This is a genomic window from Nocardioides maradonensis (assembly GCF_054777115.1).
Map to the genome: position 1 here is coordinate 151574 of NZ_BAAHAZ010000003.1, position 23676 is coordinate 175249.

The 23676-nt window shown below is 70.4% G+C and carries 29 protein-coding genes; 15 read left to right on the forward strand and 14 right to left on the reverse strand.

Annotation, left to right across the window (positions count from 1 at the left end; genetic code table 11):
* Nucleotides 1-13 precede the first annotated feature (13 nt).
* The 8 genes from ACYVAQ_RS04270 to ACYVAQ_RS04305 are packed head-to-tail and all read right to left on the reverse strand — an operon-like array spanning nucleotide 14 to nucleotide 5487.
* Complete coding sequence (locus ACYVAQ_RS04270; RefSeq protein WP_460787228.1) at nucleotides 14-223, reverse strand: tautomerase family protein; 210 nt, start codon at nucleotides 221-223, stop codon at nucleotides 14-16.
* A gap of 28 nt (nucleotides 224-251) precedes the next feature.
* Nucleotides 252-587, reverse strand: a complete 336-nt coding sequence (locus ACYVAQ_RS04275; RefSeq protein ID WP_460787229.1) for a Rieske 2Fe-2S domain-containing protein — start codon at nucleotides 585-587, stop codon at nucleotides 252-254.
* A 24-nt stretch (nucleotides 588-611) separates the two neighbouring features.
* Nucleotides 612-1628: a 2Fe-2S iron-sulfur cluster-binding protein gene (locus ACYVAQ_RS04280; RefSeq protein ID WP_460787230.1), complete on the reverse strand. Its 1017-nt coding sequence runs from the start codon at nucleotides 1626-1628 to the stop codon at nucleotides 612-614.
* 2 nt (nucleotides 1629-1630) lie between these two features.
* Nucleotides 1631-2626: a ferritin family protein gene (locus ACYVAQ_RS04285; RefSeq protein WP_460787231.1), complete on the reverse strand. Its 996-nt coding sequence runs from the start codon at nucleotides 2624-2626 to the stop codon at nucleotides 1631-1633.
* Nucleotides 2623-2970 (reverse strand): MmoB/DmpM family protein, encoded by a 348-nt coding sequence (locus ACYVAQ_RS04290; RefSeq protein WP_460787232.1) that lies wholly within the window; start codon nucleotides 2968-2970, stop codon nucleotides 2623-2625. Before ACYVAQ_RS04290 ends, ACYVAQ_RS04285 begins: the two co-directional genes overlap by 4 nt.
* Before the next feature lie 11 nt (nucleotides 2971-2981).
* The gene (locus tag ACYVAQ_RS04295; RefSeq protein ID WP_460787233.1) at nucleotides 2982-3236 is read right to left on the reverse strand and encodes a toluene-4-monooxygenase system B family protein; all 255 of its coding nucleotides are present in this window, start codon (nucleotides 3234-3236) and stop codon (nucleotides 2982-2984) included.
* A gap of 14 nt (nucleotides 3237-3250) precedes the next feature.
* Nucleotides 3251-4747: a YHS domain-containing protein gene (locus ACYVAQ_RS04300; protein ID WP_460787234.1), complete on the reverse strand. Its 1497-nt coding sequence runs from the start codon at nucleotides 4745-4747 to the stop codon at nucleotides 3251-3253.
* 29 nt (nucleotides 4748-4776) lie between these two features.
* The gene (locus ACYVAQ_RS04305) at nucleotides 4777-5487 is read right to left on the reverse strand and encodes a hypothetical protein (RefSeq protein ID WP_460787235.1); all 711 of its coding nucleotides are present in this window, start codon (nucleotides 5485-5487) and stop codon (nucleotides 4777-4779) included.
* A gap of 216 nt (nucleotides 5488-5703) precedes the next feature.
* On the opposite strand from ACYVAQ_RS04305, the gene ACYVAQ_RS04310 reads away from it, so the two are divergent.
* Genes ACYVAQ_RS04310 through ACYVAQ_RS04335 form a run of 6 tightly spaced genes read left to right on the forward strand, consistent with a single transcriptional unit; the run spans nucleotide 5704 to nucleotide 10140 of the window.
* A complete protein-coding gene (locus ACYVAQ_RS04310) occupies nucleotides 5704-6558 on the forward strand; it encodes a nitrilase-related carbon-nitrogen hydrolase (RefSeq protein WP_460787236.1) in 855 nt (284 codons plus the stop codon).
* On the forward strand, nucleotides 6555-7199 hold the full coding sequence (locus ACYVAQ_RS04315) for a DUF2848 family protein (RefSeq protein ID WP_460787237.1): 645 nt from the start codon (nucleotides 6555-6557) through the stop codon (nucleotides 7197-7199). Before ACYVAQ_RS04310 ends, ACYVAQ_RS04315 begins: the two co-directional genes overlap by 4 nt.
* On the forward strand, nucleotides 7199-8656 hold the full coding sequence (locus tag ACYVAQ_RS04320) for a 4-hydroxyphenylacetate 3-hydroxylase family protein (RefSeq protein ID WP_460787238.1): 1458 nt from the start codon (nucleotides 7199-7201) through the stop codon (nucleotides 8654-8656). The genes ACYVAQ_RS04315 and ACYVAQ_RS04320 overlap by 1 nt, the downstream gene beginning before the upstream one ends.
* A complete protein-coding gene (locus ACYVAQ_RS04325; protein ID WP_460787239.1) occupies nucleotides 8653-9006 on the forward strand; it encodes a cupin domain-containing protein in 354 nt (117 codons plus the stop codon). The genes ACYVAQ_RS04320 and ACYVAQ_RS04325 overlap by 4 nt, the downstream gene beginning before the upstream one ends.
* A 14-nt stretch (nucleotides 9007-9020) precedes the next feature.
* Nucleotides 9021-9533 carry a flavin reductase family protein gene (locus ACYVAQ_RS04330; protein ID WP_460787240.1) on the forward strand — a complete coding sequence of 171 codons (513 nt, stop codon included), beginning with the start codon at nucleotides 9021-9023 and terminating at the stop codon, nucleotides 9531-9533.
* 25 nt (nucleotides 9534-9558) lie between these two features.
* Nucleotides 9559-10140, forward strand: coding sequence for an acetate uptake transporter (locus tag ACYVAQ_RS04335; RefSeq protein WP_460787241.1), 582 nt, complete (start codon nucleotides 9559-9561; stop codon nucleotides 10138-10140).
* Nucleotides 10141-10364: 224 nt separating this feature from the next.
* On the opposite strand, the gene ACYVAQ_RS04340 is transcribed toward ACYVAQ_RS04335, so the two are convergent.
* Complete coding sequence (locus ACYVAQ_RS04340; protein ID WP_460787242.1) at nucleotides 10365-11054, reverse strand: type 1 glutamine amidotransferase domain-containing protein; 690 nt, start codon at nucleotides 11052-11054, stop codon at nucleotides 10365-10367.
* A gap of 115 nt (nucleotides 11055-11169) precedes the next feature.
* A complete protein-coding gene (locus tag ACYVAQ_RS04345) occupies nucleotides 11170-11751 on the reverse strand; it encodes a TetR/AcrR family transcriptional regulator (protein ID WP_460787243.1) in 582 nt (193 codons plus the stop codon).
* Nucleotides 11752-11867: 116 nt separating this feature from the next.
* Here ACYVAQ_RS04345 and ACYVAQ_RS04350 point away from each other — a divergent pair, with 116 nt between their 5' ends.
* The 4 genes from ACYVAQ_RS04350 to ACYVAQ_RS04365 are packed head-to-tail and all read left to right on the forward strand — an operon-like array spanning nucleotide 11868 to nucleotide 16507.
* Nucleotides 11868-12794 (forward strand): acetoacetate decarboxylase family protein, encoded by a 927-nt coding sequence (locus ACYVAQ_RS04350; protein WP_460787244.1) that lies wholly within the window; start codon nucleotides 11868-11870, stop codon nucleotides 12792-12794.
* Nucleotides 12795-12802: 8 nt separating this feature from the next.
* Nucleotides 12803-14374 carry a succinic semialdehyde dehydrogenase gene (locus ACYVAQ_RS04355; RefSeq protein ID WP_460787245.1) on the forward strand — a complete coding sequence of 524 codons (1572 nt, stop codon included), beginning with the start codon at nucleotides 12803-12805 and terminating at the stop codon, nucleotides 14372-14374.
* 2 nt (nucleotides 14375-14376) lie between these two features.
* Nucleotides 14377-15312: an NAD-dependent epimerase/dehydratase family protein gene (locus ACYVAQ_RS04360; protein ID WP_460787246.1), complete on the forward strand. Its 936-nt coding sequence runs from the start codon at nucleotides 14377-14379 to the stop codon at nucleotides 15310-15312.
* On the forward strand, nucleotides 15305-16507 hold the full coding sequence (locus tag ACYVAQ_RS04365; protein ID WP_460787247.1) for a saccharopine dehydrogenase family protein: 1203 nt from the start codon (nucleotides 15305-15307) through the stop codon (nucleotides 16505-16507). The genes ACYVAQ_RS04360 and ACYVAQ_RS04365 overlap by 8 nt, the downstream gene beginning before the upstream one ends.
* A 256-nt stretch (nucleotides 16508-16763) precedes the next feature.
* On the opposite strand, the gene ACYVAQ_RS04370 is transcribed toward ACYVAQ_RS04365, so the two are convergent.
* The 3 genes from ACYVAQ_RS04370 to ACYVAQ_RS04380 all read right to left on the reverse strand — a co-directional run bounded on the left by ACYVAQ_RS04370 (nucleotide 16764) and on the right by ACYVAQ_RS04380 (nucleotide 18951).
* Complete coding sequence (locus ACYVAQ_RS04370; RefSeq protein ID WP_460787248.1) at nucleotides 16764-16901, reverse strand: hypothetical protein; 138 nt, start codon at nucleotides 16899-16901, stop codon at nucleotides 16764-16766.
* Nucleotides 16902-16939: 38 nt separating this feature from the next.
* A complete protein-coding gene (locus ACYVAQ_RS04375; RefSeq protein ID WP_460787249.1) occupies nucleotides 16940-17365 on the reverse strand; it encodes a hypothetical protein in 426 nt (141 codons plus the stop codon).
* Nucleotides 17366-17484: 119 nt separating this feature from the next.
* The gene (locus ACYVAQ_RS04380; protein WP_460787250.1) at nucleotides 17485-18951 is read right to left on the reverse strand and encodes an MFS transporter; all 1467 of its coding nucleotides are present in this window, start codon (nucleotides 18949-18951) and stop codon (nucleotides 17485-17487) included.
* Between the two features lie 86 nt (nucleotides 18952-19037).
* Between ACYVAQ_RS04380 and ACYVAQ_RS04385 the strand changes: the two genes are divergently transcribed.
* On the forward strand, nucleotides 19038-19427 hold the full coding sequence (locus ACYVAQ_RS04385; RefSeq protein WP_460787251.1) for a MarR family transcriptional regulator: 390 nt from the start codon (nucleotides 19038-19040) through the stop codon (nucleotides 19425-19427).
* 21 nt (nucleotides 19428-19448) lie between these two features.
* Here ACYVAQ_RS04385 and ACYVAQ_RS04390 read toward each other — a convergent pair whose 3' ends face one another.
* Complete coding sequence (locus ACYVAQ_RS04390) at nucleotides 19449-20126, reverse strand: NUDIX hydrolase (RefSeq protein WP_460787252.1); 678 nt, start codon at nucleotides 20124-20126, stop codon at nucleotides 19449-19451.
* A gap of 81 nt (nucleotides 20127-20207) precedes the next feature.
* Between ACYVAQ_RS04390 and ACYVAQ_RS04395 the strand changes: the two genes are divergently transcribed.
* The 4 genes from ACYVAQ_RS04395 (at nucleotide 20208) to ACYVAQ_RS04410 (ending at nucleotide 23587) form a co-directional block, all read left to right on the forward strand.
* On the forward strand, nucleotides 20208-21197 hold the full coding sequence (locus tag ACYVAQ_RS04395; protein ID WP_460787253.1) for an SPFH domain-containing protein: 990 nt from the start codon (nucleotides 20208-20210) through the stop codon (nucleotides 21195-21197).
* Nucleotides 21194-22072 (forward strand): diacylglycerol kinase catalytic domain-containing protein, encoded by an 879-nt coding sequence (locus ACYVAQ_RS04400; RefSeq protein WP_460787254.1) that lies wholly within the window; start codon nucleotides 21194-21196, stop codon nucleotides 22070-22072. The genes ACYVAQ_RS04395 and ACYVAQ_RS04400 overlap by 4 nt, the downstream gene beginning before the upstream one ends.
* 25 nt (nucleotides 22073-22097) lie before the next feature.
* A complete protein-coding gene (locus ACYVAQ_RS04405; protein ID WP_460787255.1) occupies nucleotides 22098-22448 on the forward strand; it encodes a UBP-type zinc finger domain-containing protein in 351 nt (116 codons plus the stop codon).
* A 65-nt stretch (nucleotides 22449-22513) separates the two neighbouring features.
* Complete coding sequence (locus tag ACYVAQ_RS04410; protein WP_460787256.1) at nucleotides 22514-23587, forward strand: hypothetical protein; 1074 nt, start codon at nucleotides 22514-22516, stop codon at nucleotides 23585-23587.
* The last annotated feature ends 89 nt before the right edge of the window (nucleotides 23588-23676 follow it).

A 23676-nucleotide genomic window follows, 5' to 3' on the forward strand; every position in this document is an offset into this window, starting at 1 on the left:
GTGGGGGCGGGCCTTAGACCGGGTCGTTCTCGTACTCGTAGGCGTCGCAGAAGAGCTTTCCGTTGCGCCCCCAGTCCTCGCGGGAGACGTCGGTGAAGATGAAGTTGATGGTCTCCGGCTTGCAGTCCGCGATGCGCGCGAACTCGCGGGTCAGCACCTCGGCCAGCTCCCGCTTCTGCTCGAGGCTGCGGCCGGGGAACCAGTCGACTCGGATGAACGGCATGGTGTCTCTCCTCTGGGTAGGGATGGCGTCAGGAGTGGGCGATGCGCGGGGTGTCGCCGTCGGGGTCGACGTACACGTCGTCGCCGTCGACCCGGACCGGGTAGCGGGCGATCTCGGTGTGGCCGGGGTTGATGCCCTTGCAGGTGCGCAGGTCGAACTGCCACAGGTGGGCCTTGCAGGTGAGCTCGGCACCCTCGAGCTCGCCCTCGACGAACTCGATCTGCTGGTGCGGGCAGTTCGCCTGGGTGGCGACGACCTCGCCGCCCTCGAGGTGGGCCACGAGGATCTCCTTGTCGCCAACGTCGAAGGACTCCATGTCGCCTTCCCACAGGTCGTCCAGGGTGGTCACGAGCTGGAATGCCATCGGTCTGTCTCTCCTAGAGATCGGTCAGAAGAATCGGTCGTAGTGGATCTGCTCGACGGGGACCAGCAGCTCGCGCACGAGGAGTCGTACGACGGCGTCGGTCATCGGCGGCGGCCCGGCGACGTAGATGTCGCGCTCGGCCAGGTCGGGCAGGTCGGCGGTCGCCAGCGCCTCGTGGACGAAGCCCTGCGCGCCCTCCCAGTCGGGTGGCACCTCGTCGGAGATGACGTCGACCAGCGTCACCTCGGCCAGGTCGCCGGCGATCTCGCCCACGAACTGGCCGGCGCACAGGTCGCCTGCGGCGCGACCGCCGTAGAAGAAGTGGAGGCGCCGCTCTCCGGCACCCTCCGAAGCGGCGAGGCCGCGGGCGACCGATACCATCGGCGCGAGTCCGGACCCGCCGGCGACGCACACGACGTCACGGCCGGTGGTCCTGAGGTGCGCGTGCCCGTAAGGACCGTCGACCTCGATCGGAACGCCAACGCCGAGGTCGTCCACGAAGGCCCCCGACTCCGCACCGCCCGGCACCCGCTTGATCTGGAACTGCCAGACGCCGCTGCCGGGGAGGTTCGACATCGAGTAGGCGCGCTCCTCGCCGTCGGTACGGCGCAGCATCGCGAACTGTCCGGGCAGGAAGGGCGCGTCGACCGCGACCGTGAGCTCGCGCAGGTCGTGCGTGAGCATCCGTGCGTCGACGATCTCGGCAAGGTGGCGCACCGGCGACGGCAGTCCGGCATCGACCGGGTCGAGGAGCAGGGAGACCGTGCAGTCGGACGTGGGCACGGACTGGCATGCCAGCAGCCGGCCCTTGCGGCGGTCGCGCTCGGTGAGCCCGGCAGGCGTCTCCTGCACCTGCCGGACCGCACCGTCGGTGAGCGTGAACTTGCAGCTCCCGCAGCCCCCGCTGTTGCACTCGTAGGTGGCCGGGAGCCCCGCCCGCAGCGCGGCCCGCAGCAGGGAGTCGCCCTCGGTGCAGGTGAACTGGTTGCCCTCCCCGTTGCGTACCTGGAAGGTGCGGGTGGCGACCTCCGAGTGGCTCATGCTCAGCCCCGCAGCGGAAGGGAGTTGCGGAAGGTCCGGGTTGCGGCGATCGCGTTGCTCGTGGCGTCCGGGTTGTCAGGCAGCTCCGAGCAGAACGCCTCGATCGCGGCGTCGGCCAGCGGCACCCAGCGATCGATCCACTGCTCGAGGACCAGCACGTTCTCGGGCCGCTGGGCCATGTGCCGCACGAGCTCGATCGACCAGCGGCGCGAGCGCTCGCTGTCCCGCAGCGCCGCTTCGGCCGCGAGCGCGAACAGCGTGTCGCCCTGACGCCGTGCGCTGATGCCCTGCTGGCGGTAGAACGCCTCGTCGATGGCCGGCTTGGCGACGAGGTTGAGGGCGACGAACGCCTCGGCCCAGTCGCGGGTGGCGAGCACGCACTCCATCAGCTCGCGGAAGCGCTGCCAGGCCGGCAGCTCCTCCCAGTGCGAGCGCTCCGCCGTGCCCAGTCCGGCGGACGGGTGGGTCTGGGCGAGCTCGGCGGTGCGGTAGGCGACGTGGGAGAGCCAGCGCAGCTGGTCGGCGGCCTGGAAGGCGGCGCAGTTGCTGATCGTGCTGGCCGGGGACATGTGCACGAGGTAGGCGCTGGCCATCTGCACGGTGTGCAGCAGGTAGCGACCCGGGGCGTAGTGCGCCGCGAGGCTCCCGACCCACTCCGCGTCGAGGCCCTTGTCGTGCTCCTCCTCGCTGTGCTGGTCGAGAAGACCCTCGACGTACGTCTCCTGCCCGTCCTGGAGGATGTTGTACGTGCGGTAGACGAGCTCGTCGGGGTCCCTGAAGCCGTCCCAGTCATCGTGCTGGACGGCGCTGCCGTTGCGGTACTGGCGGTACCAGTCGGCCATCGGTCCCTCGTGGGCGACGTCCCAGGGCTGCTCCTGGTCACGCATGTGCCACAGCAGCTTGGTGGAGACGATCTCGTACTCACTGGGCTTGCGCCGACGCGCGGCCAGGTGGCTCCATGTCTTCTGCGGCCGAAGGGCCAGGGGGGCGGTGGTCATGTGAGAACCTCCTGCGTGGTAGCGGCGGACTGCTGGCCGAGCCAGAAGCGGAACTGCTCGGTGCCGGTTTCGATGCGACCGACGAAGGACGGCATGCTGACCTCGAGGTCGCGCATGTTGAACGGACGCCCGAGCTGCTCCTCGACCGTGGTACGGCGGAGGACGCACTCGCCGCCCTCCACCTCGATCCGGACGTAGGAGCCCCGGTTGCGTACGTCGACCCGCTTGCCGCCGTTGTCGATGCGCACGGCCTCGGCGACGGCGTCGGCGAGTTCGCCGGCCTGAACGACGGGGCCGACCGGGTCGGCGATCGGCGGCAGGCCGCCTGGACTGTGGTTGGTCATCTCGGGCTTCCTCACTCGAAGTAGAACTCGACCGTGTCGGTCGGTCCCAGGCCGGTGTCGGACAACTTCATGTCCAGCGGGTAGGGCTGCGTCGCACCCTCCGCACGAGCGCGGATCGGCCGGCCGGGCTGGTCGGGGACGTGCACGCCGACCGAGTGCTCGGCCGCCGCGGCGGCCACCTCGGCCATGGTGTTCTCGGTGTCGACGGGTACGAGCTTCAGGACGAAGTCGCCGTCGAACTTCGAGGAGATGGGGAACAATGCCATGACGATCTCCTCTCTCAGCCGGCCGGAGCCAGTGCGGTCTTGTAGGCCTCGAGCCAGGCGTAGCCGTGGGCGTCGTCGCCGCCGGGACTGATCACGCCGAGGCCCATGTACTCCAGGACTCCGTCGAGGTTGGCGGGCTGGATCTCGCCGCCGAGGAAGCGGTCGATGAGGTTCTTGTGGTGCTTGTAGCGCTCCGGGTCCTGCTCGAAGATCCACTTGTCCACCTCGGAGGCGAAGTGGTACTTGCGCCCCTCGAAGACGATGTTGGTGTCCTTGAGCGATACGCCCGGCGTACCCACGATCGGCAGCTGCGAGACGTTGCAGATCATCGGCAACGTGCCCGGCACCGTCTTCTCCGGCCGACCGCTGACGAAGTTGTCGATCATGACGTCCCAGACCTTGCCGAAGGTGTCGTTCCAGCCGGGGTACTTCTCCTCCAGCCAGTCGCGCTCCTCGGGGCTGACGCCGGCGGCCGGGTTCCACCAGAGGGTCGGGCGCCACGAGTAGGTTCCGAGGTGCTGGCCGTGGTGGTGCTCATCGAGGTCGCGCAGGAAGATGTCCCAGTACCACGGCTTGGACAGCCCGAGGTCCTCGATCGACTTCATGAACTGGGTGACGATCCACTCCTCCATGAACTCCTTGAAGGACGACTCACGCACCTCGAGCGGGACGTAGTAGTCCATCGGGATGCCCGACAGGATCGTGAAGAGGCGGTAGGAGCGCCAGAACGCGATGTCGATGAGGTTCTGGGCCTTCGCCTTCTGTCCGTTCTCGATCATCATCTGCAGCAGCGGGGTGCCCAGCTGCGCGTGCCGGGCCTCGTCGGACTGGATCGACTGGATCAGCTTGGAGAAGGTGAAGTCGCCGGCGTTGGCGGCATCACCGGACAGGCCGATGAACTGCAGGTTGGTGAAGCCGGTCTCGAAGGCGAAGTTCGCCGAGATCGAGGTCTCCGCGGCACCGCGGGTCATCAACATGTCGTCGAAGAAATGGCGCGCACCCAGGGCGACCCAGTTGTTGGACCACATCATCTGGTGCGACCAGTCGAACTGGCGGTCCTTGCCGATGTACTCGTGCGGGAAGTAGAGCTGGATCTGGCCGTGCCGCATCTCATCGAGCATCCCGAACGTCGCCATGTTGCGCATGCCCGGTGCCTTGGACCAGCGCACGTAGCGGGCCTCCTGGAAGGACGCGCCGTACTCAACGAGCGCGACGGCCGCGTAGTGCTCCTTGAGGATCGAGATCCAGCCCGGATCGGCCTTGTTGTACAGGTCGGCGCGCTCGAGCGCGGCCTTCACCGAGTAGGCGCCCTCGTCCTTCTGTCGCTGGACGTCGACGTACTCCCGATAGGTGACCTTGTAGGGCTCGTCGTACGTCGACCACACCTCGGCCGGGATACCCTCGCCGCCCGACATCTCGGGCGGGAACAGCTCGTCCTCCGAGATGTAGGACGGGGTCCACTCGGTCGAGCGCGCGAGGTCGTACCAGGCGCTTCGTTCCAGTAGTGCCATGTCAGTTGTCTCCTGTGGGTTGGGCTGGATCAGCTGCCGTGGAAGCTGCCGAGGGGGCCTTCGCCGCCCGGGTAGCAGAAAGTGATGCTCGGCGAGTAGAAGCCGAACGTGACCTGCAGCGGGTCGGCAGGCCGGAACGCGTAGAGCTCGTGCTCCGAGTCGAGGAACTCCAGCGACTCGACGACGAAGCCGTTCGCGAGGTCCGCGACGAAGGGGTAGCGACCACTCGTGAAGCCGCCGTCCTGGCCGCGGGTGATGTAGCGCAGCTGGCCCGTGGAACGGATCGTCGGGCCGTCGTCGATGCGGGCGACCGTGCGGATGATCGGATTGTCGTCGAGGTAGGTGGTCGCGATGACCTTGCCGTCGGCGACGTCGAGGGTCGTCCGGCCACCGCCGGTCGGGACCCCGCGCTCGGCGGCATAGCGGTTCATCGCCTCGGAGCTGTTGAAGTAATGGGTCCACCAGCGCGCGGGCACTCCGGCCTCGGTGTCGAGGTCGGCGAGGTCGGCCCCCAGATAGGTGAGGGAGTAGGCGCCGAACGAGTCCACCGGCTCCGCACCGTTGGAGGTCTGCGCACCGTCGCGCACGACGTACTGGTTGAGGTAGACGGCTCCGTCTTCCCGAGGCGTCAGGCCCTCGGGGACCAGCTTGGCGACCGTGTCGGGCTCAGCCGGGATCCAGACGAGGTAGAGCATCTGGCTGTCGAAGATCAGCTGCGGAGCATGGAGAGCGCTGGTCATGTCACTCCTCGGGGACGTGGACGGGATGCGACAACTCTGTGACCCGGACCACCTCGGGTGGCATGCGCGATGTGTACAACTTGGAACAGTGGGCTTGGCCAAGCCGGCAGGTCGCCCACCTTGCGAGCCGTGGACGGATAGTGATCGCGCAAATCCGACAGCCGGTGCGCGCTTCTCCGATATCGACGACGTGTCGGGCGTCACAGACTCGTCGGCATGCTTCTCGCACTGCTCCAGGTCGCCAGCCCCGACGACGAGACCCCCGAGGCCCGCCGGCGCCGGGTCGACGCCGTCGTGCGCGCCGAGTCACGGCTGCGCACCGCCGACGCGCTGCTGCTGCCCGAGCTGTGGGGCGTGGGCTACAACGCCTTCGATGCGTACGCCGACGCGGCCGAACCGCTCGACGGCCCCACCCTCGGCCTGGCCCGCGGGTGGGCCCGGGACCTGGGGCTCGACGTCCACCTCGGCAGCTTCGTCGAGCGGGACTGTGCCGGCCGGCTGAGCAACACCTCGGTGGTGGTCGCCCCCGACGGCACCGTCAGCAACCTGTATCGCAAGGTCCACGTCTTCGGCTACGGCTCGCAGGAGCAGGAGCTGCTCACCCCCGGCGAGCGGGTCTCGGTCGGCCCGGTCGGCGGCGCGCCGACCGGCATCACCACCTGCTACGACCTGCGCTTCCCCGAGCTGTTCCGCTCGCTGGCCGACCTCGGCGCCGAGCAGCTGGCCGTGTGCGCGGCCTGGCCGGCCGCCCGGCTGGCGCACTGGCGGCTGTTCACCTCGGTCCGGGCCGTCGAGCAGCAGGCTTGGCTCGCGGCGTGCAACGCCGTCGGCGAGCAGCGGGGCGCGAAGCTCGGCGGCCACAGCCGGGTCGTCGACCCGTGGGGCGAGGTCGTCGCCGAGGCCGGCGACGACGAGGGCTTCACCTTCGCCGAGATCGACACGTCCCTCCCCCAGCGTGTCCGCGCCGACTTCCCCGCGCTCGCCGACCGCCGCTGGCCCCCGGCCGCACCCCGCTCGGCCACCGACCCCCATCCCATCGACGCCATCGACGCCCTCGAGGAGCACGCATGAACACCGAGCCCATCCCGACCCTGGCGGCCGACAGCACCCGCCTGGTCGTCGCCGGCTACACCGGCAGCGACGAGGCGGCCGTCCGCCACCACATCGACGAGCTGGCCGCGATCGGCGTACCGGCCCCGGCGAGCGTGCCGGCCTACTACCCGATGCCGGACGACCGGCTCACGACCGCCGGCACCATCACGGTGGCGGGCGACTACACGTCCGGCGAGGTGGAGCCTGTCCTGATCCGGACGGCCGGCCACTTCTGGCTCGGCGTCGGGTCCGACCACACCGACCGCGACCTGGAGCGCACCGACATCGGCGACTCCAAGGCCGCCTGCCCCAAGCCGATCGGCCGTACGGCGATCCGGCTCGGCACCGACCCGGCCGCACCCGAGTGGGAGCGGATCCGGATCCGGTCCTGGGTCGACGGCGACCTCTACCAGGACGGCACCCTCGCCGCACTGCGGCCGCTGGCCGACACCCTGACTCGCTGCCCCGACCCCGGCGACGGCGACCTGGTCCTGTTCGGCGGCACCGTGCCGCTCATCGACGGGACCTTCCGCGCCGGCACCGACTGGCGCATGACCCTCGAGGCGCCCGGCCTCGACCCCCTCGAGCTCCGCTACTCCGTGAAAGTGAGGAACCCCTGATGCGCACCAGCGCCGACTACCTGTCCAGCCTCGACGACGGCCGCACCGTCATCGTCGACGGCGAGCCCGTCAAGGACATCGCCCACCACCCCGCGTTCGCCCCCATCGCCCGCACCATCGGCCGGCTCTTCGACCTCGCGGCCGACGAGACCAATGGCATGCAGGCCATCGACTGCGGCACCGGTGCCGTCGTCAACCGCCTCTACCTGGCACCGCGCGACGCCGACGATCTCGCCGCCTACCGGGCCGCGGCCCAGGTGTGGGCCGACGCCACCCAGGGCTGGGTCGGGCGGTCCCCCGACCACGTGGGCGCGTTCCTCGCGGCGTTCTCCGCGCACCCCGAGGCGTTCGACGAGAAGCTTCGCGACAACGTCGCGGCCTTCCACCGCCGGGTCATCGAGGACGACCTGTACGTCTCCTACGCGATCATCCCGCCGCAGGTCTCCCGCGCGACGACCGCGCACGCCTGGGAGGGCGACCTGGTCCAGGTCGGGATCAAGGAGGAACGCGAGGACGGCATCGTCGTGCGGGGCGCGCAGATGCTCGCCACCGGCGGCGCCGTCGCCGACGAGATCCTTGTCTCCTGCATCAAGCCGCTGCAGGACGAGGACGCGGTGTTCGCCAACTCCTTCACCGTGCCCGTCGGCGCCCCCGGCCTCAAGCTCTACTGCCGCCGCCCGTACGCCACCGGCGCGACGAGCGAGTTCGACTACCCCCTGAGCAGCCGGTACGACGAGACCGACGCCCTGCTCGTCTTCGACGACGTCTTCATCCCCTGGAAGGACGTCTTCGTCCACCAGGACGTCGCCGGCCTGCGCCGCCAGTTCTTCGACACCGGCGCGCACGTCCTCGGCAACTTCCAGGCCCAGATCCGCTTCGCCACCAAGCTGCGATTCCTCGCCGGCCTGGCCCGCAAGGTCGCCGCCGTCAACGGCGTCGACAAGTTCCCCGGCGTGGTCGAGAAGCTCGGCGAGCTCGCCAGCCTGGTCTCCATCGTGGAGTCCGGCATCGATGCCGCACAGTTCACCGCGCACACCGACGACCAGGGTCTGCACCGACCCGGCGCACCCGCGCTCTACGGCGTCATGGGCCTGCAGGCCGAGCTGCACCCCCGCGTCATCGCCATCGTCCGCGAGCTGGTCGGCGGCGGCGTGCTCCAGGTCCCGTCCTCGGCCGCCGAGCTGCTCGGTGCCGACACGGCGACCGACATGGAGCGCTACGTGTCCAGCCCCGGCGTCGGCGCCGAGGACCGGATCAAGCTCTTCAAGCTGGTCTGGGACGCCGTCGGCTCCGAGTTCGCCGGCCGCCACCAGCAGTACGAGATGTTCTACGCCGGCGCGCCGTTCGTCGCCAAGGGCTACTCGTTCCGCAACTTCGACTACGGCTCCGCCGTCGCCGCGGTCGACGACTTCCTCGCCACCTACTCCCTCGAGTCCACCACGGAGGCCGCACGATGAAGCCAGAGCTCGAGTTCCACCCGGTCACCGACGTGGAGTTCACCGTCTGCCCCGGCGACGACCCGCTGATCACCGAGCGGATCCTCGCCAAGGACCCCGACACCGGCATCGCGACCCGGATCCTGCGCTACGAGGCAGGCGCCGACTCCACGCCGATGGGCGTGCAGCGCCACGACTTCTGGGAGGAGGTCTACATCCTCGAGGGCTCCTTCTACGACATCACCCTCGAGGAGACCTTCGTGGCCGGCCAGTACGCCTGCCGCCCGCCCGGCATGCCGCACGGCCCGTGGCGCACCGACGAGGGCGTGCTGACCTTCGAGGTCCGCTACCCGGGTCCCCGCGAGGCCTGAGGGAGATGACCACGATGACCGAGCCCCTCATCGACCCGATGCAGATGCGCCAGACCATGGGCCGCTTCGCCACCGGCGTCGCGGTGATCACGACCGAGCTCGACGGCGTGCCGCACGGGATGACCGTCAACTCGCTGACCTCGGTGTCGCTCGACCCGCCGCTGCTGCTGGTCTGCTTCAACCACGGCGCGCGCACCGCCGAGGCGGTCGTCGAGCGCGGCCGGTTCGTGGTCAACGTCCTCGCCCGCCGGCAGCAGGAGATCGCCCTCCGCTTCGCTGCCCGCGGCGAGGACCACTTCGCCGGGCTCGACCTGGAGTACGGCGAGCACTCCCTGCCCGTCGTACCGAACGCGCTGGCGCACCTCGACTGCGAGGTCGAGCGGGTGATCGAGGCCGGCGACCACACCGTCGTGCTCGGGGCCGTCTCAGCGACCTGCGCGTCGCCCGGCGAGCCGCTCGCCTTCCACGCCGGCCGGTTCGCCGACATCCGCACCCACGACGCCGAGCCCCAGCACTGGTTCTTCTGACCCTCCCTCACGAAAGCGATCCGCCATGTCCACCACCGCCGACGCGACCCGCGTCAACCCAGCACCGCTCGCCTTCAGCGCCTTCGCCGGTACGACGTTCCTGCTCTCCTGGGTCAACGCGGGCCTGATCGACCACAGCGCCCTCGCCGGCACCGCCGCCACTGCCTGGATCTTCGGCGGCGCGATCCAGATCGCCGTCGCGTTCTGGTTGCTGCGTGACGGCCAGCTCTTCCCGGCCGTCACCTTCGGCGCGTTCGGTGCGTTCTGGGCGTCCTTCGCCTTCTACGCCACGTTGTACGTCGACGAGATCCCGGCCGAGCATCGCGGGCCCGCCACAGCGCTGTTCCTCGCGCCCTGGGCCGTCTTCGCCCTCTTCATGCTGGTCGGCGCGCTGAGGACCAACATCGCCGTCGTGATCGCCTTCGTCCTCGTCGAGCTGACCCTGGTCCCGGGCATCATCGGCGACGCCCGCGCCAGCATCACCGCCACCCACCTGGGCGGCTACGCCGGCATCGCCCTCGCTGTCGTGGTCTGGTACATCGCGGCCGCCGAGGTCATCAACCACCAGTTCGGGCGCACCCTGCTGCCACTCGGGACCCTGGGCTGAGAAAACCCCACGAGCCCTTCTGGTCGCACCCTGGAATCACCCCCAGGGTGCATCCGGATGGTTCGAACGGACCGCCCGGACCACGTGGCCCAGGCGTGAATCCGCCACTCGGCTCGTTCGGGACGAGGAGGCCGCAGGTTCAAATCCTGTCGGCCCGACGCGACAGAGACCCCCCTCCGCACTGCGCAAACGCAGCGCGGAGGGGGTTTGACCCTTTGTGTCGGCTACCCGCGAAGGGCGGCGACGACCTTGGTCGCGGTGTCCTTGGCAGACCCGGGGTTCTGGCCGGTGACGAGGTTGCCGTCGACCACGGCGTACGAGACGAACGGGAGCTTGGCCTTCTCGTACAGCGCTCCGCGCTCCTTGGCGCGCTCCTCGGCGTTGTAGGGAACGAGCTTGTCGACCCGAGCGAGGACCTCTTCGGCCCACGCGAAGCCCGTCATCCTCTTGCCAGCGATGAGGTAGGAACCGTCGGAGAGCTTGGTGTTGAGCAGGCCGCAGTAACCGTGGCAGACCGAGGAGACGATGCCGCCACGCTCGTAGATCTCCCTCGTGATGCGCTGCAGGCCCTCGCTGTCGGGGAAGTCGTACATGACCGCGTGCCCGCCGGTGAAGTAGATGGCGTCGTACTCGGCGGAGTCGATCTGGTCAGGACCGAGCGTGTTCTCCAGCAGCGCCATCTTGGCAGGATCGGCGCGCCAGGCCCTGGCGGTCTTGTCGTAGTTGGGGAACTTCAGCGCCCGCGGCTCGAGCGGCACTGCGCCGCCGGCCGGGCTGACCAGGGTCTGCTCGAAACCAGCGTCCTCGAAGACGTGCCAGGCATGGGTGAGCTCGGAGAGCCAAAGCCCGGTCGGGTGGCCCGGGTCGTCGTAGTGCGCCACGTTGGTGACGACGTTCAAGATGCGCTTGGCCATGTCCGGCTGCTTCCTTCCGTACGACGCTGCCCGCCAGGGCGACTGCGTCAATGTATGCGGTGCTTACATCGACGGTAGACCGATCCCCTGGGCGGGTCAAGCGAGGCTCGTCACGTCAGTCCCGCGGTCGGGCGGCGAACACCGCCAGCAGGGACGCACGCACCTGCGCGGCGACCTCGTCGATCGAGGCGGCGGTCAGCTTGCGATCCAGGTAGAGGAACGCCAGCCCGTGCACGATGCCCCATCCGCCCAACGCGAGGTCGAGTGGATGAGCATCGGGGTAGACCCCGGTGATAGCTGCGGCGAGCAGCTCATGCACGTCCGCCGCGGCCCGCACGCGGTCCTCGTCGTCGGTGTTGCACTCATTGCCGAACATGAGACGGAACAACGCCGGCCGGCGCAGTGCGAACTCGACGTAGGCGACCCCGAACTCGGCCAGCTCCTCGGGAGTGGTCGGCAGGACGCGGCCACGGACAAGGTCTTCCTTGAGGTTGCGCAGACCCTCGGCTGCCAGCGCCGACTCGAGCGCCTCGCGGTCCGGGAAGTGGCGGTAGGGCGCGGTCGCCGAAACGCCCGTCTCGCGCGCGACGGCGCGGATCGAGAAGGGCTCGCCGCGCTCCAGCATGCCCATGGCACTGGAGATGAGCGCGGCGCGCAGGTCGCCGTGGTGGTAGCTGCTCCTGCCCGCCTCAGCCACGGTGCCTCCTCCTCGCACTGCGAGCCGTGACCGGCGTCGCAGCCCCTCAATGTTGACTCTGCTCACATTGTAGGGCAACCTCGATGTAAGCACTGCATACATTGAAAGAGGTTGTGATGACGTCATCGAAGAACGGCCCACAGAGCGACGTGGTCGAGGTCCAACTCGGTAGCCGCACGGTCACAGTTCCGAAGGGCGGTCTGTACGACCGCTACCGGATGGACACCGACCTGGACGAGGTCGCGAAGGACCCGCGCGTGCCGGGCGTCGACTTCTTCCGGTCCCTGCCCAAGACCGAGGTGCAGTCCGCGATCGGGCCGACCCGGAGCCCGAACTTCTACTACGCGATGTCGAAGGCGCAGCTGACCTACCTGGCGCCGACCGGCGCGCTGCGCTCGCGCCTTCCAGGTGAGCTCGACCCGCTCGAGGTCGCTCCCGGCATCGGGCTGTTCTCTGTCGTCTTCTTCCGGTACGACGTGTGCGACATCGACTTCTACACCGAGGCGACCGTGGGCATCGCCGTCCGTCCGGCCCGGCACGGCCGCCTGGGCACCGCGGACCTGCTCTCGACGCTGGCCAACGACTCCACCCACGCGTACGTGCTCTCGCTGCCGGTGAACACCGAGATCGCGCAGGTGCGCGGTCATGACGGCTACGGCTTCCCGAAGTGGGTGACCGACATCGACGTCGACATCGACGAGCGGCGTACCTCGGCGCGGGCGTTCAACGATGACGGTGGCACGGACATCGCGCTCGACGTGGCCACCCCGAAGCAGAAGAAGATCCCCAGCGGCACGAGCGTCTCGACGCTGAGGTCGTACACCGAGCTCAACGGTGGCTGGAACGCGACGCTGAGCCAGACCAACAACCTGGCCGCCGGCAGCCGCCTGCTGCCCCGCGGCGTCTCGCTGGAGCTCGGCAGCGGACGGCTGAGCGACGACGTGCGCTCGCTGAAGCCGCTCAAGGTTCTGCGCCTCGACGTGTTCACCGAGGCCCAGAACGCCCTGCACATCCCCGTGCCCGTCTCGATCCCGACCAGGTGACCACCGCCATGGCAACGACCACCGCGATCACGCGCAACATCGACGCCTCCCGGCTGACGTCTCTCTCAGCACGCGTCCAGGCGGCCGACCCCGACGACCGCCAGGTCGTCACCAACGCCATGACCGGCGGAGTGCTCGGGCAGGTGCCGCACTGCTCGCCGGCGGACGTCGCCGCCGCGGCGAAGCGCGCCCGGGCCGCGCAGAAGGCCTGGGCCGCGCGCCCGGTCGAGGAACGCGCCGCCGTCCTGCTGCGCTTCCACGACCTGGTGCTCGACCGCCAGGACGAGGTGCTCGACCTGATGCAGCTCGAGAACGGCAAGGCCCGGCGCCACGCGTTCGAGGAGATCCTCGACGTCACGATGAACGCCCGCTACTACGCACACACCGCCGCGAAGTACCTCGAGCCGAAGCGCCGCCAGGGCGCGCAGCTGGCCCTGACCAAGGTGTGGGAGCTGCACCACCCCAAGGGCCTCGTCGGCGTCATCTCGCCTTGGAACTACCCGCTCACCCTCGGCATCAGCGACGCCCTGCCGGCGATCGTCGCCGGCAACGCCGTGCTCACCAAGCCCGACGCGCAGACGCCCTACGCCGCCCTGTGGGCCGTCGAGCTGCTCGAGGAGGCCGGCATGCCGCCCGGCCTGGTGCAGGTCGTGACCGGTTCGGGTGCCGAGCTGGGCAAGCCGATCATCGAGAGCTCCGACTTCCTCATGTTCACCGGATCCACGGCCGTCGGCCGCACCGTCGCCGCCCAGGCCGGCGAGCAGCTCATCGACTGCTCGATGGAGCTCGGCGGCAAGAACGCACTGCTCGTGCTCGACGACGCCGACCTGGACAAGGCGGTCGGTGGCGCCGTACGCGCCTGCTTCTCCAACACCGGGCAACTGTGCATCTCGATGGAGCGGATCTACGTCCCCGAGGTCATCTGGGGCGAGTTCACCACCCGGTTCGTGAAGGCGACCAAGGCGATGAAGCTGTCGCCCGCCATCGACTACTCGGGGGACATGGGCTCCCTGGTGTCCCAGAAGCAGCTCGACACCGTCGTCCGGCACGTCGACGACGCCGTGGCCAAGGGCGCGACCGTGCTCGCGGGCGGCAAGGCCCGCCCTGACCTCGGGCCCTACTTCTACGAGCCGACGATCCTGACCGACGTGGACGAGTCGATGGAGGTCTACGCCCACGAGACGTTCGGGCCGCTGGTCTCGCTCTACCGCGTCGCTGACGAGGAGGAGGCCATCGCCAAGGCCAACGACAGCGAGTACGGCCTGAACTTCAGCGTCTGGACCTCCGACGAGGCCCGCGGCTACCGCGTCGCTGCTCGCCTCGAGGCGGGCACCGTCAACGTCAACGACGCGTACGCCGCCGCGTGGGGCTCCATGGACGCGCCGATGGGCGGCATGAAGGCTTCCGGACTCGGCCGGCGCCACGGCGAGCACGGGATCCTCAAGTACACCGAGTCCCAGACCATCGCCATCGAGCGCCTGATCCCGGTCGGCGCGCCCGACGGCATGAACCCCAAGACCTACGCGCGCATCGCCACCCGCGTGCTGCGCATCGCCAAGCGACTTCCCGGAGTGAAGTGACCATGCAGACCGTACTGGGCGCCAACGGCCAGATCGCCGAAGAGCTCACCCGCTACCTCCACGACAACGTCACCCAGGACATCCGCCTGGTCAGCCGCAACCCGCGGCAGGTCCACGAGACCGACGAGATCCACCCAGCCGACCTGCTCGACGCCGACGCGACCGCCGCCGCCGTCGAGGGCACCGACATCGCCTACCTGACCGTCGGCCTCCCGATGGACTCCGGGCTGTGGGAGCAGCAGTTCCCGACGATGATGGCCAACACCGTCGCCGCCTGCCAGAAGCACGGCGCCAAGCTGGTGTTCTTCGACAACACCTACATGTACCCGCGCACCGACACCCCGCAGGTCGAGGACACCCCGTTCCAGCCGGTCGGCCGCAAGGCGACCGTGCGCGCGGAGATCGCGGACATGCTGCTCGGCGAGATTCGCGGCGGCGCCATCGAGGCCGTGATCTGCCGGGCACCGGAGTTCTACGGCCCCGGCAAGACCCAGAGCCTCACCAACACCGCTGTCTTCGATCGGATCAAGGAGGGCAAGCGCCCGACCGTCCCGATCAACGCCCACACCAAGCGGAGCCTCATCTGGACCCCGGACGCCAGCCGTGCCATGGGCCTGATCGGCAACACCCCCGAGGCCTACGGCCAGACCTGGCACCTGCCGATCGACCCCGACCGGCTCACCTACGCCGAGATGATCGATGTGGCGGCGGACGTCGTGGGCCGGGACATCTCGTACCGCACCGTCCCGGAGGCTGCCTTCAAGGTCCTCGGCCTGCTCAACCCCTCGGTGAAGGAGGCCAACGAGCTGATGCCCCGCTACCGCCAGGACAACATCTTCGACACCACGAAGTTCGCCACCCGCTTCCCCGACTTCGAGATCACCAGCTACCGCGAGGGAATCGCGACCATCCTCGACGACCGGAGTGACCATGCCTGATCGCACCACCCAGCGCCCCTACGACCTCGTCCTCCTCGGTGCCACGGGCTTCACCGGGGGCCTGACCGCCGAGTACCTCGCTGGCCACCTGCCGTCCGGCGCTCGACTGGCCCTCGCCGGCCGGAACCCGGCCAAGCTCGAAGCGGTCCGCGCCCGGCTGAGCGAGATCAACCCGGCGCTGGAGGACATCGCCCTCCTGCATGCAGACTCCACCGACGCCTCGACGCTCGCCGCGGTCGCGGAATCCACCCGGGTCGTCATCACGACCGTCGGGCCGTACCTGGAGCACGGTGGACCGGTGGTGGCCGCCTGCGCCGCAGCCGGAACGGACTACGTCGACCTCACCGGGGAGCCCGAGTTCGTCGACCGGATGTACCTCGAGCACCACGAGACCGCCGTACGGACCGGCGCCCGCCTCGTCCACGCGTGCGGCTTCGACTCCATCCCACACGATCTCGGCAGCCTCTTCACCGCGCAGCAACTGCCCCCGGACGTGCCGGTCAGGATGCGCGGCGTCGTCCGCACCAACGCCACCATCTCCGGCGGCACCCTGCACTCGGGGTTGGGCCAGCTCTCCCGGTTGCGCGCCATGCAGCAGGCCGCGTCCGAGCGCACGCGCCGCGAGGCACGGCCGCACGGTCGATCTGCCCGCGCCACGGTCGGTCTGCCGCGACGCGACCGCGTTCTCGACACGTGGCTGATCCCGCTGCCGACGATCGACCCGGAAGTCGTGAAGCGGTCCGCGCTCTCCCGCACCGACTACGGCCCGGACTTCACCTACTCGCACTACGCCGGCGCCCGCCGCCTCTCCACCGTCGCCGGCGCCGTCCTCGGCTTCGCCGCCGCGCTGGGCGCGGTCCAGGTCCCGGCGCTGCGCCGGGCGATCGGCCGACGCATCCCCCAGGGTGAGGGACCGTCCCTGGAACGACGCAACCGAACCCGGTTCACGGTCGACTTCGTCGGCCAGGGCGGTGGCACGACCGTCCACACCCGCGTCAGCGGCGGCGACCCCGGCTACACCGAGACCGCCAAGATGCTCGCCGAGTCCGCACTCTCCCTGGCCTTCGACGACAACCCGCCGACGGCCGGCCAGGTCACCACCGCTACGGCGATGGGCGAGCACCTCACCCGCCGACTGCGCGAGGGCGGCATCACCTTCGAGGTGATCGAATCAGGTGTAGGCAGCCACAGCTGACGACCGACTGCTGGAACTGCATGACGTCACTACTGGCACAGATCGCGCACACCCCAGAATCACGCCCAATGTGCACCGGATGGCCCGCATGGGCCTTGGGACGGCATGGCTCAGGCATGGACCCGGGTTCTCAACTCGTTCGGGACGAGGAGGCCGCAGGTTCAAATCCTGTCAGTCCGACGCGACAAAGACCCCCTCCGAACTGCGGAAACGCAGTGCGGAGGGGGTTCTCAGTTTTCGGGCGGGCCGCGTGCCGCTACCCGCGGAGTGCCCCGACGACCTCCTTCGCGGTCTCCTTCGCCGACCCCGGGTTCTGGCCGGTGACGAGGTTGCCGTCGACCACGGTGAAGGAGACGAAAGGGAGCTTGGCCGGCCCGCTCGAGCATGCGGGCACCGGTGGGGTGCGGGGTCGCTGAGGCCTGACGGCTGCGGTCAGCGCGCCGGCGTGCCCACCGCGACCCGGCTCTGGGCGCGTTCGGCGTGGACGGTCGCGAAGGCGAAGATCGCCACCAGGGGCAGCTCGAGACAGAGCGCGAGGAGCGCGGCGCCCCCGACGCTCCCGCGCGGGGAGGTCCACACGTCGAACCAGCCGTCGACCGCGAACATGACCGCACAGATGCCGGTGAAGATGGCGGTCGACCGGTGGTGCCGCCACGCGGCGAGGGCCGCGAGCGCGACCATCGACCACTCGAGACCGTCGAACCCCAGCCACGCGATGTCGTAGTGGTGCGTCGTCACGCGCGCCTTGATGTCCGTCGACAGGTACACGATCCAGCCGAGGAACCCGGCGGCGACGCAGAGCGCGAACCAGGTGATCCACCGGGGCACGCGGTGGGCGTGGGGCACCGGAAGCCTCATGCGGCGGTCGATTCGGGACTCATCGGACCGACTGTACGGAGGTTGTCCCACCGATGCCAGCGGGACGGCTGATCCCGCCGACCTGCGTGCAGGTCAGCGGGATCAGCTTCGGCGGACGGTCAGGCGGCGTACTCCTCCTCGACGACGTCGACCGGCAGGGCCGCCGCGTCCGTCGTACGCCGGGACAGGGCCAGGCCGGCGATCGTGACGACCGCACCCACCGCGGCGACCGCGAAGGCGAAGACCAGTCCGGGGCGGTACCCGTCGAGCACGGCCTGCGGCCCGGCGCCGGCCGGCGTCGACGCGATGAGCGCGGTCGTGACGGCCAGCACGATCGCAGCACCGACCTGCATCGAGGTCTGCAGCACGCCGGCGGCGAGGCCCTGCTCGTCGTCGTCGATCCCGTTGGTGGCCAGGATGTTGACCGCGGGGAACCCGATCCAGCCGATCGCGATGAGGACGACGGCGGGCAGGATCGTGGTGAGGTACGCCGGCGTGGTGTCGACCCGCAGGAACAGCAGGTAGCCCACGGCCATGGTCGTCAGCGTCACCGCGATGACCGGTCCCGGACCGACCCGGTCGACGAGGCGATTCGAGAAGAACGCCGACACGGTCACCATGACGCCCACCGGCAGCAGCGCCAGGGCGAGGTGCAGCGGGCCCCAGCCCAGGCTGTCCTGCAGGAACAGGGTCACGATGAACTGCCAGCTGAAGTAGGAGCCCGCCATCGCGACGATCGCGGCGCTCGCGCGGATCAGGGTGGGCGTCCGCAGGATCCCGAGCCGCACCAGCGGGTGGGCGACCCGGCGCTCCACCGCGAGGAACGCGGCGAACAGGACGGCCACCAGGACGAACGAGCCGAGGGTGCGGACCGAGGTCCAGCCCGCGGCCGGCGCGCTCACGACCGTGTAGACGAGGAGCAGCATCGGCGAGACTGACAGGACGGCACCGGCGAGGTCGTGGCCGCCCTCGGCCGGACGGTCCCGCGGGATGAGGAACCAGCCGGCCGCCAGGGCGACGAGCGCGATCGGGACGGGGAGCAGGAAGGTCCAGCGCCAGCCGACACCCGTCATCAGGCCACCGAACAGCAGGCCGCACGAGTAGCCGCCGGCGCCGAAGACCGTGTAGATCGACAGCGCACGGTTGCGGGCCGGCCCCTCGGCGAAGCTGGTCGTGATGATGGACAGGCCGGTGGGTGCGGTGAACGCGGCCGCCAGGCCCTTCACGAAGCGGGTGAGGATCAGCAGCGGTCCCGTGCTGACCAGGCCTCCGGCGAGCGAGGCGATCGCGAAGACGCCGAGCGCGACCAGGAAGACCCGGCGCCGGCCCAGCAGGTCGGCCGTGCGGCCGCCGAGGAGCAGGAGACCGCCGTACCCGAGGACGTAGCCGCTGACGAGCCACTGCAGGGTCGAGGTCTCGAGGTGGAGGTCGGAGCCGATCGAGGGCAGGGCGACGCCGATCATCGAGACGTCGAGGCCGTCGAGGGCGAGGACGATGCAGAGGGTCATCAGCATCGCCCAGGTGCGCGGTGTCCAGCCGGTGCCGGCGGTGGCCGAGGCGGCGGGGAGGGTCGCAGGTGAGGTCATGGCGACCAACATTCCATGCATGCGCATTCAATGCAAGTGCAAATAATGCGTTTGCATCAAAGTCGTCGCCAGGCTAGAGTGCGGGCATGGCAGCGACGTCCGACTCCACGCTCGTGGGCGAGTGGCGGACGCTCCTGGACCGGCACGCCGTCGTGAGCTGCGCCCTCGAGAAGGCGCTCAACGACCGCCACGGCATCGGTCTCAGCGAGTTCGAGGTGCTCGACCGGCTGGTCGACGCCAATTGCGGCAGCTACCGGATGCACGACCTCGCCCAGGACATCCACCTCAGCCAGAGCGCCCTCTCCCGCGCGGTCGCGCGGCTGGAGAAGGACGGCTTCGTGACCCGCGACGCCTGCGAGCAGGACCGCCGTTCGGTCTTCGTCTGCCTCACCGGCAAGGGCGCGGTGACCCACCGCGAGGCGCTGCCGACCCACCGCGAGGTCCTGCGCAGCACCTGGGACCGGCCCACCTCCTAGCCCGAAGCCACCGATTGCGGCTCAGCGGAGCTCGGCCCGCATCAGCGGCGGCAGGAGCAGGTCGGCCGGCCCACGACGGTAGAGCGCGGCCGGCCGCCCACGATCACCGCTGCGCACCTCGCCCGTCGGTTCGAGCAGCCCGGCGACCGAGGTGACCTTGCGGTGGAAGTTGCGCGGGTCCACCGCCTGACCCCACACCGCCTCGTAGACCTCGCGCAGGTCGGAGACCGCGAACGGCTCGGTCACGAACGCCGCGGCGAGCGGGGTGTACTCCAGCTTGCTGCGCGCGCGCTCGACCCCGTCGCGCAGGATCGCGACGTGGTCGAAGGCGAGGCCCTCGGCGAGCAGGTCGTCGACCGGGTGCCAGTACGCCGCGGCCGCGTCCGACCCGGCCGCGATCGGACCCGGGTCCGGGAGCAGCGCCAGGTAGGCGATGGAGACGACGCGGCCGCGCGGGTCACGGTCGGGGGCGCCGTACGTCGCCAGCTGCTCGAGGTGCGCGACCTCGATCCCGGTCTCCTCGACGAGCTCGCGCCGGGCCGCGTCGACGAGGTCCTCGTCGGCGAGCACGAAGCCGCCCGGCAACGCCCGTGCCCCACGGAACGGGCGGATCGCCCGCTCGACCACGAGGGCGTGCAGGGCGCCGTCGCGGACCGTGAGCACGACCAGGTCGACGGCCGGGGCTGCGGTGTACCTCACGCCTCCCACTTTAATCGTCTACTTGACGAGAAGTCACGTCCGATCTATTTTCGTCATACCGACGATAAATACGAGGACGTCATGGGAGACATCAAGCGGTTCGGCCCCTGGTTCCACTACCGGGGGACGCCGACCACCTACGTGCGCCAGCTCAGGAACGGCCGCGCGGCTCGTGAGGGCGCCGGCCTGGCCTTCTGGTTCCGCCCGCTCGGCTGCGTGCTGAGCGAGGTGCCGATCGACGACCGCGAGCTCGCGTTCACCTTCCGCGGCCGCACGCGTGACTTCCAGGAGGTCACCGTGCAGGCGACGGTGACCTTCCGCGTCGCCGAGCCCGGTACGGCGATCGGCCGGATCGACTTCGGCATCGACCCCGCCACCGGCCAGCTGCGCAACCGGCCCCTGGACCAGGTCGGCGGGATGCTGACCGAGCTGGCCCAGCAGTACGCGATCGACCTGCTCGCCGACCTCGACCTGACCGAGGCGATCGTGCGGGGACCCGTGGTCGTGCGGGACGGCGTCACGGCCGGGCTCGTCGGCGACGCCCGACTGGCCGAGGTCGGCATCGCCGTCATCGGCGTCCGGATCACCGGCGTCGTCGCCGACCCCGAGGTCCAGCGGGCGCTGCAGACCCCGACCCGCGAGTCGGTGCAGGGCGAGGCGGACCGGGCGACGTACGAACGACGGGCGCTCGCCGTCGAGCGCGAGCGCGCCATCGCGGAGAACGAGCTGGCCAACCGGATCGAGCTCGCCCGACGCGAGGAGACGCTGGTCGCCCAGCAGGGCGCCAACGACCGGCGGCGCGCCGAGGAGACGGCGGCCGCGCAGGAGGTGGCGGTCGCCGCCGAGGCCGACCGGACCCGCGTCCTGGCCGACGCGGAGGCGTACCGGACCACCACGGTCGGCGAGGCGGAGGCGACCGCCGAGGCCGGCAGGCTCGCGGCCGTGGCCGACATCGACGCGGCCAAGCTGCTCGCCCTGGCGCTGCGCGAGCTCGGCGGGCAGCTGCCGGAGATCGGTCAATTGACGGTGACCCCCGACGTGCTCACCGGGCTGCTGGGGAGGCTGGGGTGAGCACCCTGGCTCCGCGGGCCGTCGTCGTGACCCGGCCGAGCGAGCTGGACCAGATGCTCGCCCGGCACGGGACACGCGGCCAGGTCGAGTTCTTCCTCCGCACCCGTGGTCGCACGCTGGCTCAGGTCGACGAGGCGCACGAACTGCTCGCGGACGCCGTCCGCACCATGACGGCGGCCGTCCCGGCGGACTGGCGGCGCGCGAGCGTGAGCCGGCCGGACCTGCCCACCTTCGCCTTCACCCCCGAGGACGTGGTGGTCGTGGTCGGTCAGGACGGCCTCGTCGCCAACGTGGCCAAGTACGTCGGCAGCCAGCCCGTCTTCGGCGTCAACCCCGACCCGCGCGCCAATGCGGGCGTGCTGGTGCCGATGACGCCCGCGGTCGCGGCGCGGGCGCTCGTCGGTCGGCCCGCGTTCCGCTCGCTCACCATGGCGCGGGCCGTCACCGACGACGGACAGGAGCTGTGCGCGCTCAACGAGATCTTCTTCGGGCACCCGAGCCACCAGAGCGCGCGCTACACGATCCAGGGTGCCGACCGGAGCGTGCCGCAGTCCTCGTCGGGCCTGATCGCGGCCACCGGGACCGGCGCGACCGGTTGGGCGGCGAGCATCCGGCGGGAGCGGCACAGCGACCTGCCGCTCCCCCGTCCCGACGAGCGAGCGCTGGCCTGGTTCGCCCGCGAGCCCTGGCCCGGTCCCGGTCTCGACGCCGACACCACCGAGGGTCTGGTGACCGACGAGCTGGTCGTCACCTGCACGAGCGACCAGCTGGTGCTGTTCGCGGACGGGTTGGAGAACGACCGGATCGCGGTCACCTGGGGCCAGGACGTCCGGATCGGCTGCGCCCGGCGGAGCCTGCAGCTGGCGCAGCCCTGACCGGCGCCGAACTACGCTGCCGATCATGACCGACCCCATCGCTCCCATCGATCCCGAGGCCGCACCGAGCGGCACGGGCTGCGTCGAGTGCGAGGCGGCCGCGGGCTGGTGGGTCCACCTGCGGCGCTGCGCCGCGTGCGGCCACGTGGGCTGCTGCGACAGCTCGCCGTCGCAGCACGCCTCGCACCACGCAGCCGAGAGCGGCCATCCGATCATCCAGAGCTTCGAGCCCGGCGAGGACTGGTTCTGGGACTACGCGTCCGAGCAGTACGCCGACGGCCCCCGGCTGGCCGACCCGCAGCACCACCCGCAGGACCAGCCGGTGCCGGGCCCGGCCGGGCGGGTACCCGCCGATTGGATGTCGAAGATCCACTGACGAGGATCCGGTCAATCGCCGACTACGCCCCTGAACTGGGCGTACGGCGTGACAGACTGCACCCCATGTCGGACGAGCAGGACAAGCTCCGGGTCAGCTTGGAAGCACCCAAGCTGTTCGGACGCAAGAAGAAGGCGGCCGCGGACGAGCCCGCGCCCGCCGAGGGGGCAGCCACCGACGAGGCGGTCGTCGCACCGCCGACCGCCGAGGTCGAGGCCGCACGCGAGCCCGAGCCGACCGCAGTCCTGCCCACGGTCACCGGGACCGAGCCGACCCCCGAGCCGACGCCGGTCCCCGAGCCCGACCCGGTGCCCGCCGTCCCGGAGCCGGACCCGGTCCCCGTCGTGCCCGAGCCCGCCCCCGAGCCGACGCCGGTCCCCGAGCCCGAGCCGGACCCCGTCCCGGTGGTCCCCGAGCCCGACCCGGTGCCCGCCGTCCCGGAGCCGGACCCGGTCCCCGTCGTCCCCGAGCCCGACCCGGAGCCGGTCGTCCCCGAGCCGGCGACGGCCGCGCCCGCGACGACGGCCCACATGGCCGGCCCGATCGAGGACGAGCCCGTCCCGGCCACGGCCGCCGAGCCGGCCGCGACGAAGGCCGCGCCGCGGCCGACCCCCGCGACCCCGGGCGCGACCCTGCTGCCGAAGAAGGCCTCCGCGAAGGAGCCCACTGCCGCGACCAAGGCGCTGACGGTCGTGGGCCGGGTCGCCGCCGTGCTGAAGAAGCCGGTCGAGCAGGCCGACGCGGACGCCGTACCCCTGCTGCCGCCGTACCGCGCCGCCGCCGTCACCGGCCTCGTCGTCGGCGGCGCCATGGTCCTGCTCACCTGGCTGTCGCTGCGCGGGTGCGAGGCGGTCCGCGGCACCTCGTCGTGCGGCGGCGGCCCCGGCTTCGTGCTGCTGCTGATCACCTTCGTGCTCTGCGTCTACCTGGGCAGCGCGCTGCTCAAGGCCTTCGTCATCCCCGACCCCGGCAGCAGCAGCTTCCTCGCCGTGGGCCTGGTGGCGGTCGTGTCCCTGCTGTTCCTGATCAAGGTGATCACCAGCTGGCCCATGATCGTCGTCATCCCGATCCTCAGCGTCGTGGCCTACCTCGCATCGGTCTGGGTGACCGAGACCTTCGTCGACCCCGGACCCGAGTAGCCGCAGCACAGCCGAAAGAAGCCTCGTGGCCCGCCGAGATCGTGATCTCGGCGGGCCACGACGCTTCTTTCGGGCAGAGGGGGTCCGCG